Annotated in this window: 13 protein-coding genes; 11 read left to right on the top strand and 2 right to left on the bottom strand. The window is 48.9% G+C overall.

Going from position 1 to position 14,492, the window contains the following annotated elements; all coding sequences use genetic code 11:
- The first annotated feature begins 48 nt into the window (after nt 1-48).
- From AC5FXQ_RS18815 to trmB, 5 genes are read left to right on the top strand one after another with little or no spacing between them, the layout of a single operon-like run.
- On the top strand, nt 49-702 hold the full coding sequence (locus AC5FXQ_RS18815; protein WP_007656466.1) for a MotA/TolQ/ExbB proton channel family protein: 654 nt from the start codon (nt 49-51) through the stop codon (nt 700-702).
- A 2-nt stretch (nt 703-704) separates the two neighbouring features.
- Entirely contained in the window at nt 705-1,100 is a 396-nt protein-coding gene (locus AC5FXQ_RS18810; protein WP_007656468.1) for an ExbD/TolR family protein, read from the top strand.
- Between the two features lie 13 nt (nt 1,101-1,113).
- On the top strand, nt 1,114-2,034 hold the full coding sequence (locus AC5FXQ_RS18805; RefSeq protein WP_493603960.1) for a hypothetical protein: 921 nt from the start codon (nt 1,114-1,116) through the stop codon (nt 2,032-2,034).
- Between the two features lie 59 nt (nt 2,035-2,093).
- Nucleotides 2,094-3,341 carry a bifunctional folylpolyglutamate synthase/dihydrofolate synthase gene (locus tag AC5FXQ_RS18800; RefSeq protein WP_493603959.1) on the top strand — a complete coding sequence of 416 codons (1,248 nt, stop codon included), beginning with the start codon at nt 2,094-2,096 and terminating at the stop codon, nt 3,339-3,341.
- A 2-nt stretch (nt 3,342-3,343) separates the two neighbouring features.
- The gene (gene trmB / locus AC5FXQ_RS18795) at nt 3,344-3,997 is read left to right on the top strand and encodes a tRNA (guanosine(46)-N7)-methyltransferase TrmB (RefSeq protein ID WP_493603958.1); all 654 of its coding nucleotides are present in this window, start codon (nt 3,344-3,346) and stop codon (nt 3,995-3,997) included.
- 198 nt (nt 3,998-4,195) lie between these two features.
- On the opposite strand, the gene trpF is transcribed toward trmB, so the two are convergent.
- Complete coding sequence (trpF, locus tag AC5FXQ_RS18790) at nt 4,196-4,750, bottom strand: phosphoribosylanthranilate isomerase (RefSeq protein WP_493603957.1); 555 nt, start codon at nt 4,748-4,750, stop codon at nt 4,196-4,198.
- A gap of 295 nt (nt 4,751-5,045) precedes the next feature.
- On the opposite strand from trpF, the gene mnmA reads away from it, so the two are divergent.
- Genes mnmA through AC5FXQ_RS18765 form a run of 5 tightly spaced genes read left to right on the top strand, consistent with a single transcriptional unit; the run spans nt 5,046 to nt 11,698 of the window.
- Nucleotides 5,046-6,173 (top strand): tRNA 2-thiouridine(34) synthase MnmA, encoded by a 1,128-nt coding sequence (mnmA, locus tag AC5FXQ_RS18785; RefSeq protein WP_493603956.1) that lies wholly within the window; start codon nt 5,046-5,048, stop codon nt 6,171-6,173.
- Entirely contained in the window at nt 6,173-6,898 is a 726-nt protein-coding gene (locus AC5FXQ_RS18780; protein ID WP_493603955.1) for a hypothetical protein, read from the top strand. Before mnmA ends, AC5FXQ_RS18780 begins: the two co-directional genes overlap by 1 nt.
- 5 nt (nt 6,899-6,903) lie before the next feature.
- Nucleotides 6,904-8,538, top strand: a complete 1,635-nt coding sequence (locus AC5FXQ_RS18775) for a S8 family serine peptidase (RefSeq protein WP_493603954.1) — start codon at nt 6,904-6,906, stop codon at nt 8,536-8,538.
- Between the two features lie 57 nt (nt 8,539-8,595).
- Entirely contained in the window at nt 8,596-9,249 is a 654-nt protein-coding gene (rpe, locus tag AC5FXQ_RS18770) for a ribulose-phosphate 3-epimerase (protein ID WP_493603953.1), read from the top strand.
- A gap of 19 nt (nt 9,250-9,268) precedes the next feature.
- Nucleotides 9,269-11,698 carry a TonB-dependent receptor gene (locus AC5FXQ_RS18765; RefSeq protein ID WP_493603952.1) on the top strand — a complete coding sequence of 810 codons (2,430 nt, stop codon included), beginning with the start codon at nt 9,269-9,271 and terminating at the stop codon, nt 11,696-11,698.
- Nucleotides 11,699-11,757: 59 nt separating this feature from the next.
- Here AC5FXQ_RS18765 and AC5FXQ_RS18760 read toward each other — a convergent pair whose 3' ends face one another.
- On the bottom strand, nt 11,758-12,624 hold the full coding sequence (locus AC5FXQ_RS18760; protein ID WP_493603951.1) for a DUF2911 domain-containing protein: 867 nt from the start codon (nt 12,622-12,624) through the stop codon (nt 11,758-11,760).
- A 525-nt stretch (nt 12,625-13,149) separates the two neighbouring features.
- Here AC5FXQ_RS18760 and AC5FXQ_RS18755 point away from each other — a divergent pair.
- The coding region (locus AC5FXQ_RS18755; RefSeq protein WP_493603950.1) for an MBG domain-containing protein at nt 13,150-14,492 on the top strand (1,343 nt) is incomplete at its 3' end.

Genomic DNA, 14,492 nt, shown 5'->3' with positions numbered 1-14,492 from the left:
ACATCTCTCTTCTTACAAATTACGACAACTCCTGCTGACACGACTTCTATGTTGGCTGATGGAGCAGAAACTGCGGAAAGCTCGGTATCCTTACTGGATTTGGCAATGGCGGGTGGTTGGGCCATGATCCCACTGCTGCTTTTGTCGCTGGCTGCCGTTTACATCTTTTTTGAGCGTTACCTGACTCTTAAGAAGGCTGCCAAAAACCCGGATGGTTTCAGTGATCGCATCAAGAGCATGGTATTAGCCGGTGACATCAATGGTGCCCGTATGCTGTGCGCGCAGACTAACACGCCAGTATCGCGCATGCTGGGCAAGGGTGTTAGCCGCATTGGTAACCCGCTTAAGAACATTGAGACTTCTATTGAGAACGTCGGCAAAATTGAGATCAGCCGTCTGGAGCGCAACCTGGCTGCCTTGGCAACAATCGCAGGTGCCGCTCCGATGCTGGGCTTCCTAGGTACGGTTACAGGTATGATCCAGGCCTTCATCGCCATTGCGCAGGCTGAAGGTTCTGTGAGCCCGCAGTTGCTGTCAGCTGGTATCTACCAGGCGATGGTAACAACAGCTACTGGTCTGATGATCGGTCTGCCAGCTTACGTAGGGTATAACTACCTGGTGTCTAAGATCGATAACATCGTTCACGCCATGGAGTACTCTTCTATTGAATTCATTGATCTGTTACAAGAACCACAACTTTAAGCATGAATTTACGCTCTAAAAACAGGATCAACCCCGATTTCAATATGTCCTCTATGACGGACATCATCTTCCTGTTGCTTATTTTCTTCATGCTTACCTCAAACTTTGTGACACCTACCGGTCTGCCGGTTAGCTTACCTTCCAGCAAGGTGTCTAACATCGTGATGGAAAAGGTAAACATCACGATTACGAAAGACATACAGTATTTTCTGAACGGTAAGCAAATTGACGAGTCGCAACTGGAGTCACAGTTGGCAGCACTTTTGCAGGGAACAGAAGAAGGTGTGGTGGTGTTGAACGTAGACAAGACCGTGCCGGTGGAGTATCTGGCCAAGGTGGCAGGTATAGCTGCCAGCTTGAAAGCGAAAGTAACTTTGGCCACTGAGCCTACAAAGTAGTATTGAATTACACATGGAGATAGCATTATCACAGGAAGAGGAAAAGAATAAGAAGATTGCTGCAGGTATCAGTATTACCCTGCACATCATCATTCTATTGCTGCTCTTTTTCCTGCTGGCCTGGAATGGTGCCCCCGGCAACCCGGACGAGGAGATCGGCATTGAGATAAACTATGGCACTGACGCCATGGGCAGCGGCGACGTGCAGTCGAAGGCTACTCCGAACGAGTCGAAGAATGTCCAGGATAGCAAGCCTGCTCCTACGCAGCCGGATCCGCTTCCTGAACCCAAGCCTGTTGCGGCTGCTACTCCTACACCACCTACTCCTGTAGAAACACCAAAAGTAGTGACAGCCCCTGTGGAATCGCCGGTGTCGGTGAAAGAGGAAGTTAAGCCGCAGCCGAAGCCGCAGCCCAAAGTGGAAGAAGTGAAGAAGCCGGTCGAGCAGCCGAAGGAAGAGGTTAAGAAGCCAGAACCAGAGAAGCCTCGTACGCTATACCCTGGCAAGCCTACCGAAAGCACAGGCACAGGTAAAGCCGGCACATCAAACGAGGCCACTGGCAACAACAATGGCAACGATGCCAATAAAGTAGGTGACAAAGGGGACCCACGCGGTCAGATGACTGCCAAGAATTACGAAGGTACGCCGGGCGGCGGTGGCGGAGGCGACGGTCTGGATATGGCCGGCTGGCGTTATGACATCTCTCCGAAGCGCGACCCTTACGAGAATGAAACTGGTTTTGTGAAGTTCCGCATCCGTATCGACGCTGACGGCAACCTGATTGGCATCGACCGATTGGAAAGCACAGTGTCACCGCACGTAGAGAAGTGGTACCGCGAACAGCTTCAGAAAACAACCTTCAGCCGCACGGGTGGAGGCAGAAGCACAACAGGCGCCACGGGTACCGTTACTTTTGTGATCAGATCACGCTAATTTCTATTGATTTCATGACTTATCAAGAGTGTCTTGATTACCTATACCAGCAATTGCCGATGTTTCAACGCATCGGCAATGCTGCTTTTAAGAAGAGCCTCGACAACATAATTGCCCTATGTGACGCACTGGGGCAGCCGCAGCACAAGTTTAAGACGGTGCACGTGGCTGGTACCAACGGCAAAGGCAGCAGTTCGCACATGCTGGCCGCAGTACTGCAGCGTTCAGGCTACAAAACGGGCCTCTATACCTCACCGCACCTCAAGTCATTTACAGAAAGGGTGCGTGTGAACGGAACGGAACTGCCACAAGACTACCTGATCTCTTTTGTAGAGCAGCACAAGGAGCTGTTTGAGCAGGTTAAGCCTTCCTTCTTTGAAATGACCGTGGCACTTGCCTTTCAGTATTTTGCTGACGAGCAGGTAGATATTGCTGTGATCGAGGTCGGACTGGGCGGAAGACTCGATTCTACGAATATCATCACCCCGGAGCTTTCGCTGATCACTAACATTGGCTTTGACCACCAGGCGCTACTTGGCGATAGCCTGGCAGAGATAGCAGGAGAGAAGGCCGGCATCATCAAACCCCATGTACCTGCTGTGGTCAGCACCAAGCAGTCTGATATTACAAATGTATTTGAGCAAAAGGCCGCTGCTGAACAGGCACCACTGTATTTTGCCACCGACAGCATCACTGTACAGGTGCTGGAGCAGCATTTGGAGGGGCAGGTATACGATGTATACCTGCATGGCAATCGCTGGCTACAGTCCCTGCAGTCTGACCTGGCTGGGGTATACCAGAAATTTAACCTGCCCGGAGTGCTCAAGTCAGTGTTGTTATTGCGTGAGCAAGGTTTCACAATTTCAGATGATGCCATACGGCAAGGTATAGCCCAAACCAAAACGACTACCGGACTTAAGGGACGTTGGCAAGTATTGAGTATTCAACCTTTAACAATTTGTGATACAGGCCACAATGTGGATGGTGTTAAACAAATACTTGCTCAGTTAGCAGCCTTAGCGCCTAAGCAGGTGCACTTTGTTTTTGGCGCCGTAAATGACAAGGACGTGACCACCATCCTGCAGCTTCTGCCAAAGGATTATACCTATTATTTCTGTCAGGCGCAGATACCGCGTGCTTTGCCAGTGGATGAGCTCCAGGAAAAAGCGAAAATGGTCGGGCTGAGAGGCGAAGCCTATCTAACTGTAGACGAAGCCATCGCTGCTGCCAGGGGAAATGCGGAGCCGGATGAGGTAATTTTTATCGGAGGTAGTACCTTTGTGGTCGCAGAGATCGAAGAACTATAAAAATGGGAAGAAGTAAATTAGCAAAGTTTGCCGCTATAGCGGAGCGTGAGAATGTAATAGAACCAGAAGGAGAACTCTATGGTCAGTTGAAAGGCAGGTGGCGGGATGAGTTTTTTGAGAATGATAAGCCTCTGATCCTGGAGATTGGTTGTGGTCGCGGGGAATATACCGTAGGTATGGCGCGACTGTTCCCGGACAAAAACTTTCTGGGACTGGATATCAAAGGAGCACGCATCTGGAAAGGCAGCTCTCTGGCGGAAGAAGAGGACCTGCACAATGTCGCCTTTCTACGCACTTTCATCGAGAACCTGGAAGACAACTTTGCCGAAGGAGAGGTTGACGAAATATGGGTTACTTTCCCTGATCCACGACCGAAAGACCGTGACATCAAGCGTCGCCTCACATCGCCACGTTTCCTGGACCTTTATGCCAAGATTCTTAAGCCAGGCGGGATTCTGCATCTGAAGACTGACAACCAGATGCTATTTGACTATACCCTGGAAGTACTGCTGGAGCGCAACCCGAAAGACCTGCTTTATACCCACGATCTATATCAGTCTGATCTGCAAGAGCACACCATGGGCATCTACACCACCTACGAGAAACGCTACCTGGCTGAAGGAATCACTATTAAATACCTGCAGTTCAAGGTATAGGTCACAAATGGAATTACCTGTATTCCAAAACAGAACGGTCCGCCATACTCAGGTATAGCGGACCGTTTTTATTATCCAAGAATTGATTTTTTGAGTTCGTGTCCAGGTATAGCCAGAATGATTTGAGAATGTGAAATTTAGTTTCGTATGATCTGAGCTGTACTCTTAGACTCTCAAATTCCTAAACTCACTAACTCCCTAGTTTTCCTCTATTTCTTCGAAAATTTCCTGCAGTTCATCAAAATCTTTTAGACCTGGTTTAATCTCATGACCACCGCGGAGGCCAATGCCTGCAGGTTTGATGTCCTTTAGCACCGCGTTGATGTTGTGGCGGTGAACCCCAAATCCCAAGTATATCTGAAAGCGCTTTGCGAGGTTCCTCAAGAATTTGGTATTAGTGTCGTCGATGTTTTCGAAATCTGACGAGTAGATCAGGAAGCTGTCAACTGAAGGACCGTACAGCTCCATCATCTCCAGCAGCTCGCTCTCTACAGTATCTTTATTGATAAAAACCTTCTGAATTACCGGGCGGTTGATCTCTTCGATCTCATCGATCAGGTAAGGCGTATCCAGTTGAATGTAATCCAGACTGAAGTCGTCTGCATACTGATTGATAATATCGGGCTTGGCACGCTCAAACTCGCCGGCCAGTTTTACGCCAGATACCCAGCCTACGATCTCCTTCAGTGTATCGGAAGACATACGCTCCTTATCGTCCAGTTTCAGGTTGAAGCTGATAATATCTACGCCCATGCCGGCGCAATAACGAGCATCACTCAAATTGTTAATACCATTTACTATTACAGAGGTACGTAAGCCCATAGCAATCTATCTTTTAAAAACCGGATCGGTTCAGTTATTCTTATTGAATTCCAAAGTAAGTTCCTTATCGGGTACGATGCCATATTTTTTAATGTTTTTTTTAATGTGTCAGCATCTTCTAACAGTTGTTGCTACAATATTTGCCCGGCTGAATCTTTATTAGTGCCCCGATGTTACTATCTTTGTAGAAAAATTATAGCAAATAGAATTACAATACTGAAGATAAATGAGTAAGTTAGGAAGGGTATTGGTAGCCATGAGCGGCGGCATCGACAGCTCCGTGGCAGCTGTGATGTTGCATGAGCAAGGCTATGAAGTAGTGGGCATGACGATGAAGACGTGGGACTACGCTTCAAGCGGGGCCAGCAAGAAAGAAACCGGTTGCTGCAGCCTTGACTCCATCAACGACGCCCGAAACATAGCGGTACAGCTTGGTTTCCCGCATTATATTATAGACATACGCGAAGAGTTCGGTGATTTTGTGATCAACCACTTTACCGACGAATACATAGCTGGACGTACGCCAAACCCATGCGTGCTGTGTAATACACATATCAAGTGGGATGCTTTGCTGCGTCGTGCCGATCAGCTGGGCTGTGATTTTATCGCCACCGGGCACTATGCCAATGTGCGCGAAGAGAATGGTCGCTACGTGATCTCCAAAGGTTTGGACGAGAACAAAGACCAGTCCTATGCACTGTGGGGTATTTCCCAGGAAAGCCTGAGCCGCACGATTTTCCCGCTGGGTAGTCTGCGCAAGACGGAGATCCGCCAGATGGCGATGGACCGCGGCTTTACTGAATTGGTGAACAAGCCGGAGTCTTACGAGATCTGCTTTATACCTGACAACGACTACCGAGGCTTCCTGAAGCGCCGGGTTGAAGGTTTGGAGGAGCAGGTAGCCGGTGGTGAGTTTGTGCTGGAAGACGGTACTGTGGTAGGCAAGCACGAAGGTTATCCGTTCTATACCATCGGGCAACGCAAAGGTCTGGGTATAGCACTTGGTTTCCCGGCTTATGTGACGCGTATTGAAAAAGATTCGAACCGTGTTGTGCTTGGTAACTATGAAGACCTGGCTAAGAATGCCATGACCGTAGGCAAGCTTAACATGGTGAAGTACGAAAACCTGATCGGTCAGCCTATACCTACAGTTACAAAAGTAAGGTATAACGACCCGGGAACAGAGGCCATTATCGAACAGGAAGGTGATAAGATGAAAGTACACTTCCTGAGCGGCGTGCATGCGATTGCTCCTGGTCAGGCGGCCGTTTTCTACGAAGGCAACGACGTAGTGGGTGGCGGCTGGATCGAGTCGAACTATAACTCAGACTATAACCTGAACGTGTTGCAATAATGAGAAGAGCCCTCTTGCTCCTGGTTGTGCTGGCCGCTTTTGTAGCCGGCTGCGAAAATAAATACAAGGATCCCGATCCTGTTGCAATGGGCTACGACTATTACCCGCTGGAAGTAGGGCAGTACCGGGTGTATGATGTGAAGGAAACACTTTATTTCAGCGAAACACCTTCCGAGCGCAATTACCAACTGAGGGAACGGATTGATACCAGCTTTCATGACCAGACCGGTAAGCTTGTTTATAAAATTGTTCGGTCTATCCGTTCAAACGCAACAGCAACATGGCTTGATGATTCGGTGATGACTGTGACTAGGCATGAGCAAAAGGTCGTGCTTACAAAAGATAATACTCGTTATATTAAGCTTGTATTTCCAGTTAAGAACGGGTTAGAGTTTGTTGGCGATTTGTACAATACGTGGCAAGTGACTGATGGTAAGATACGAGATAATAAGGAAGTTTATACCTACGAAAATGTAGGGTTGAGCTATGAAGTGGCTGGAGAAACCTATCCGTCTACAGCCACTGTACTTCAGAAGTTCTTAACAAACAGTACAAAACTCGATGACCGTTATGAAGTTTATGCAGAAGGTATAGGCCTGGTGCATCGTGTTTCCGACCGACTGAACTACGAGAATTGTGCAAGTGGTGTGGGTTGCGTGGATGGGTTTAAAATCACAAGCGGCCACGAACGAGAGGAAATCTTAATCGAGCACGGTAAACTCTAAAGCTTATGCGGCATCTGTTTCTGCTTGTTTTTCTCCTGATGATGGCCCTTTGTGCAAAGGCGCAGGGGAGTGGCGGCGCAGAGCAGAAGCACCTGATCTACTTTACAGACAAAAACAATTCCCCTTATGCAGTAGCAGAACCAGCGCTATACCTTTCAGCCAAGGCGATCGAACGCCGCAGCAAGCAGGGTATAGCGCTTTCTGTTCGTGACCTGCCGGTTAATCCAGCTTATGTAAGCGGTCTCAAGGCGACAGGTGTTACGGTACTTTATACCTCCCGCTGGTTCAATGCGGCGGTCGTACAGTGTTCTCCCCAAAAGCTGGCCGAGCTACAGTCGCTTGCCTTTGTGAAGGGAACGCAGCAACTCAACCGACTACCTGCCTCGAATAAAAAAGCCACGCAATCAAACGATAGCCTGGCTCTTGCCAAGCTTTCATTCGATCCCTCTTATTTTGGTCCATCCTTTCACCAGTCCGATATGCTGGGTATACCTGAACTGCACGCGGCTGGCTACCAGGGTGAAGGCATCACCATTGCCGTGTTCGACGCAGGTTTCCCGGGTGTGAATAGCATCGGTGCTTTCTCACACCTTTTCCAGAACGGCCAGGTCAAAGGTACCTACGACTTTGTTGGCAACAAGACGGATGTCTACGGCCACAGCCAGCACGGCACTTCGGTGCTTTCCACGATGGCTGCTTATGATCCCGGCCGCATCGTAGGTACGGCCCCCAAAGCAGACTACTACCTGTTCCGCACCGAAGATGCTGCCACTGAGCATAACATTGAGGAGGTGAACTGGCTGTTGGCCGCAGAGTTTGCCGATAGTGCCGGGGTAGATGTGATCAATTCTTCGCTCGGCTATACCTTATTTGATGCGCCTTCTTACAGCTATACCTACAGCGAACTCAACGGCAACACCACCATCGTCACCCGCGCTGCCGACCTGGCTGCTGCTACCGGTATGCTGGTGGTGACGAGTGCAGGCAACGAAGGCAACAAAGCCTGGCGCTATATCTCTGCACCCGCCGATGCCGACTCCGTGCTCACTGTAGGAGCAGTAGATTCATTGGCTGTACATGCGCTTTTCAGTTCAGTGGGCCCTACCGCCGATCAAAGACTAAAGCCGGATGTGGTAGCGATGGGGCAGCAGGTATACGTGCTGTCCTCTTCCGGTAATTTAGGCCGCTCCAGTGGCACCTCTTTCGCGGGACCGATCATGGCAGGTATGGTCGCCTGTATCTGGCAGGCCCGGCCGAAGCTCACCAACATGGAGTTGCTGGAGCTGATGCGCCAACTGGGGAGTAATTACAACAACCCGAACAATTCCATCGGTTACGGCATTCCAACTTACAGCCGACTCGTCACCAGCCTTGCAGACGAACAGGCAGCCGGTATCAGCATCACCAACCCGGTAGCAGAGGAGCCTATTGTGCTGCGAATGGACGAGAACTGGCAGAAGGAGCAGGCTTTGGCACATTTGTATGATGCTTCCGGTAAACTGGTGCACACTCAATTGCTACCCGCACAGCAGGCCGCACATACGCTTAGCATCAGACCCACGCAGCTCAAAAAAGGCATATACCTTTGCCAGGTGAGTACTAACAGCAGAATTGTCACCCTTCGCTTTGTCAGGCTCTGATGCCGCTGGGGATGATTTTCAATCGAAGGATTCTATCTTAATTTCTATATTTGTTTCATGAAACCAATTATCGCCCCCTCTGTACTTGCTTCTGATTTTGCCAACCTGCAGTCTGAAGTAGAAATGCTGAACGATAGCCAGGCTGACTGGCTGCATATCGACATCATGGATGGCCGCTTTGTGCCGAACATCTCCTTCGGATTTCCTGTGCTGCAGGCCATCCAACGCCATGCCAAAAAGCCATTGGATGTACACCTGATGATCGTGGAGCCGGAGCTTTACATCGAGCAGTTCAGAGAGGCAGGAGCGGAGATCATTTCTGTGCACCTGGAGGCCTGCAACCACCTGCACCGCACCATCCAGCAAATAAAAGCAACAGGAGCCAAGGCAGGTATAGCCCTTAATCCGCATACTTCCGTACAACTGCTCGACGATGTGATCGCTGACGTGGATGTGGTCTGTGTGATGTCGGTAAACCCGGGCTTTGGCGGACAGAAGTTTATCGAGAACACCTACCGTAAGATCGAAGCGCTGAAGAACCTGATTATTGCACGCAACTCAAACGCACTGATTGAGATAGACGGTGGCGTAAACCAGCAGAATGCTCCTTTGCTGCTTGAGAAGGGCGCTGATGCGCTGGTGGCCGGAAGCTTTGTATTCAACTCCGCTGATCCGTTGCAAACCATCGCCAATCTGAAAAACCAGGCTTAATTTAACTTAAACGCCCCCTATGCACCGATATCTTGCGGTATGGCTCTTGATGCTGCTGCCAGCAGGTGTCTATGCACAGCAGGGGATGATAAAGGGTACGGTTCTGAACCAAAGCCGGCAGCCACTCGAAATGGCGACGGTAGGGGTGCAGGGCCGTACCCTTGGCGTACAAACCGACGCACAGGGCAGGTATAGCCTGAAAGTACCGGCTGCAGAAGAGCTGGTGCTGGTGGTGCGCTACCTAGGGTATAAACAACAGGAGCGGACTGTTCGTCTCGAAACAGGGCAGGAGCTTGTACTCGACTTTGTGTTAGAAGCGGATCCTCAGCAGTTGCGGCAGGTCGACGTGCGGGGCAAACGTGAAGACGATACCCGGGAGCAGGTCAGCGTGACCCGCCTTGATCCGACGCTCACCAAAAACCTTCCGTCTGCTTTCGGTGATTTCAACATGATACTGGCTACGCTGCCCGGCGTGACCAGCAACAACGAACTGTCCTCCACCTACTCTGTGCGCGGCGGTAACTACGACGAAAACCTGGTGTATGTCAACGGCATTGAGATATACCGCCCTTTTCTGATTTCAGCGGCCCAGCAGGAAGGTTTGAGCTTTGTAAATCCCGATTTGGTCGCCAATGTAGAGTTCTCCTCTGGCGGCTGGCAGCCTAAATATGGCGATAAACTGTCGTCGGTGTTGAACATACAGTATAAGCGGCCAACTTCATTTGCAGGCTCTGTAACCGGTAGCCTGACTGGCGGTGCGATTCACCTGGAGGAAGCCTCGAAGAACAAACGTGTGTCTTACCTAATGGGTTTGCGCCATAAGAATAGCCAGTATATGTTGCAAGGGCTTCAGGTCGACGGCCAGTACCGGCCAGTATTCACTGACGGGCAGGTATACCTGAGTTTCGATCTGGGCAAAGAACCTCAGCGCACGACACTGGGCCTGCTCGGTAGTTATGCCCGCAACAATTTCCGTGTGGAGCCTGAGACCCGCACAACCACCTTCGGCACCCGGCAAGCGCCGCTTCGGCTGCTGGTAGCCTACGACGGACAGGAAAACATGGAGTACGATACCTACCAGGTGGGAGCTAACCTGAGTCATCAGGTATCTGACAATTTATTAACAGAGTTTATCGTCTCGGGCGTACACTCGCTGGAGCGGGAGTTTCGGGACATAGAAGCATTATACCGACTCTGCGACGTGAACACACTAGGCCGCAACGACATGGGCGAGTGCCTGCGTGACCGGGGCATAGGCAGTCAGTTTGACCATGCCCGCAATGCTTTGAAAGCGATGGTACTGGCAGCCGAGAGCCGTAATACATGGCGGTTGAGCGGACGCAGCACCATATTGGCAGGAGCAAAGGCCAGTCTGGAGCGCATCAACGACCGGCTGGCAGAATATGGCTTTGTCGATTCCTCCGATTACGTGACAATGGCCTACCAGCTCAATTCGGAACTTAATCTGCACACGCAGCGCTACAACGGCTATGTGCAACATACCTACGAACTGGATTCGCTCAGGACGATCACTTACGGCATCCGGGCCAGCTACTGGAGCTATAACAACGAATTGACCATTACGCCGCGGGTGCAGTACTCGTTTATCACCCGCCATAACCCTGATCTATCGTTCAAAGCAGCTGTCGGGCTTTACTACCAGCCGCCATTTTATAGAGAGTTGCGCAACTTTCAGGGAGAGCTTAATCCGGATCTAAAGGCTCAGCGCTCCATTCATGCTGTCATCGGAAGCGACTATCTTTTCAAAGCCTGGGACCGTGACTTCAAGCTGACCACGGAGGCCTACTATAAGCACATGACTAATGTGGTACCCTACGACCTGGACAATGTGCGACTGCGCTATTACGGACAGAACAATGCGAAAGCCTATGCAGCCGGTTTGGATGTGCGGGTAAACGGGGAGTTTATACAAGGAGCGGAGTCCTGGTTGAGCCTAGGTTTGATGCAGACGCGAGAGAACGTACAGGGCGACTCCAGCCTGGTATACAATAGTTCAGGCGAGGTAATCGGAAGCCGGGATCGTGGTTATCTGCGTCGGCCAACGGATCAATTGGTGAACATTGGCGTCTTTTTCCAGGACCATCTTCCTGATAACCCCACCATCCGGATGTATTTGAACGCGGTGTATGGCAGTGGTCTGCCTTTTGGTCCGCCTAATCGTCCGGAGTTCCGCAACGCCTTTTCAGGGAAGTCTTATAAGCGGGTGGACATTGGCTTTTCGAAGCTGATCGCTTTAGGGGACGACCTGACGGAACGGAAAAAAGTATCGCTGGAGAGTCTTTGGATAGGACTGGAGGTACTCAACATCATCGACGCACAGAACCGCATTTCCTACAGTTACGTTACCGACGTGAACAACCTGACCTACGCCATACCTAATTTTCTGACAGGCCGGCGCCTTAATCTACGCTTCATCGCTCGCTTTTAGACAAATCAAAAGAGGGCTCCGGTTTTCACCTAAGCCCTCTTTTGATCTTTCTTTCGCTACTACCTGCGTTTTTTCCATTCATTATACGCCGACTCGATCTCCCGCGCATACGTCTGATAACTTTCCGGTTCCTTAGGTCCCAGTTGCATGGCCTTGGCGCTCAGGTTGGCTGCCACTTGATACTCTCTGTTAAGTGCATACAGCCTCGCTTTCACCCAATTATTATAAAAGTTCTCTTTGATGGCAATGGACTTGTTGATGTATTCCAAGGCCTTTTCATGCTGGTCTCTGCGCGCAGTCAGGTAATTGGCAGCCTGCGCCCAGGTATACCAATCATCCGGAGCAGCTTCTTTTAGAGCTTTGTTGATGTTGGCAAGTGCCTTTTTCTCAATTTCCGTCTCGATGCGGATGGACACCTGCGAGTTTTCCCAGGCTAAGTTTAATGTTCCTGTATTCGTTCCGATCTCACTAAAGGAGAATTGCAGGGTTTCCTGGAAAGGTATCTTCTTAGGTGTCACACGCAGGTAAGCCACGTCATTTAGTTCACTATACCCTTCCAACCCCCAGAGCGTCGTGTCTTTGTTGAGTACGATGTTCCACTCTGTTTCATTTTCTGGCAAGATAAAGAAGGAGTAAGTACCAGCCGGTACACGCTCGTGATTGAGAAAGAGATCATCCTCGAAGGTAATTAAAGTAGCCTCGTTGGCACCAGCTCGCCAAAGCTTGCCATACGGCACAAGCGAACCAAAGATCTGGCGCCCCTTAACACCAGGCGCATGGTAGCGCACCGTTATCTCTGTCAGTCCGATAGTTTGTTTCACCATAGCGGCAGGGCTGGCCTGCGGCAACTTGATCTGGGCGGCAGCTTGCTGACTAAGCGCGAAGCAAAAAATAAGAGCCAATAAACTGAGCAGGTACTTCTTCATGATCTTTATACGTGTGACGAGTCTTTGTTAGTATAAGCGTATACTGAAAAAACTATGCCAGAGCTTAAAAAAATATATATCAAGATTCTGATACAAAGTTAAATAAAAATAGCACTGATTTCGAAAGTTGTTTTCGCAATAACATGGCCTATACATGCAGTTTGAGCAAATAATTGCATAGAAGCTCTCCTAACAGAGGCTGTAACATATATAAACTTTTGTATTCAGTAGAAATAACCTAAAAAAATATTTGAAGAGTATAACCTTTAAGGCGTATTTTTGTATAATGCTATTAATTATTTTAAATTATATAAGCTTGGGTGTGATTTCTAAAGAACATGTCTTCTGTAGTGTTGCTATGCATCAATCAGGAAAGCTATGTTCTTTTTTTATGCCCATACCTGAATGCTCACTATTGCTCTACTACCACTTGCACCTTAAGTCTGGAAGGTGAGATGATTGAAAAGTATTTAACCCTAAATCCTTTATTAAAAATTTATGAATGGTAAAACTTTACTAAATCACATGGCGAAGTGGAAGCTACTGTATGTAGTCACGCTCATTGCTTCGCTTTCCTTTGCGGGTGTTAATGCCTTCAATGAGTACAAGCCTGAAGTTATGTCTGATAAGGACGATTATGCTCCGGGAGAAATAGCTACTATCTCAGGTTATGGATGGACTAGTGATACAAAGGTTAGTATAGTTATTGAAGAGGAACCTTCGTATGATCATCAAAATAGATTTGAGGTAGATGTAAATGAAAATGGAACATGGGCAATACCTTTTCAAATAGATGAAAGGCATTTGGGCGTAAAATTTCATTTGACCGCTAAAGGTAATAATACAGGATATGTGGCAGAGACACATTTCACGGACGCTCAACCAACTAAGATCACTTTAACTTCTAGTAAGAACCCTTCTTTAACTGGAGAAACTGTAACATTTACAGCTTTGGTACAGAGAAATGGAGGAAATCCTAATAATATAAATACTATTAGTGGTGTTCTGCAGTTTTACGTGAATGATGTTGCAGTAGGAAATTCTATTCCTATAACTAGTAACAATAATAGTAAGACTTTAACAATTAGTACATTAGTTGCTGGAGAAAATGATATCAAAGCTGTCTTTACTGGGACAGACAATACCTCACAAGGAAATAATGGCTATGAGAACAGTGAAGCTTTACTTAAACAAGTAGTAAATAAAAGGAAAGCAACAATCGAATTAAGTAACCTGACCCACACGTATGATGGCGGAGAGAAGTCGGCCACGGTCACGGTTACGCCTGACGTTGCAGGTGTAATTGTAACTTACAATGGTTCGACAACAGTACCTACGGCTGCAGGAAGTTACCAGGTTGAAGCGAGACTAGATAATGCAAATTATGAAGCTACGTCTGTAACAGGTACTATGGTGATTAGTAAAGCTCCTGCAACTGTCACGCTTTCAAGTCTGGAACATGTTTATGACGGAAATGGAAAATCTGCATCTGCTACCACCGACGTCCAAGGTACAAGTAGCTTCACGTTTACTTACAATGGTTCGTCTACGCATCCAATGAATCATAAAGAAGGTGGTTATGCCGTAGTTGCAACGCTTGTAAATGATAACTATTATGGAAGTGCTACTGGCACGCTGCGCATTGCCAAGGCACCGACCACTACAGTTGTGACCATAAACGGCGGGCCGTTCATTTACACGGGTGAAGCCATCGAGCCGGCCACTGTAAGCGTTACGGGAGCGGGCGGCTTGAACCTGACACCGGCAGCGACTTATGTCAACAACATGAACGCTGGCACTGCCACTGCTTCCTACACCTACGCCGAGAGCGCCAACCACTTGGGCTCTGAGGGCAGCGAGACGTTCAC

This window comes from Pontibacter sp. LHS1 (genome assembly GCF_058932855.1).
This window is presented reverse-complemented; position numbering and strand designations above follow the sequence as displayed.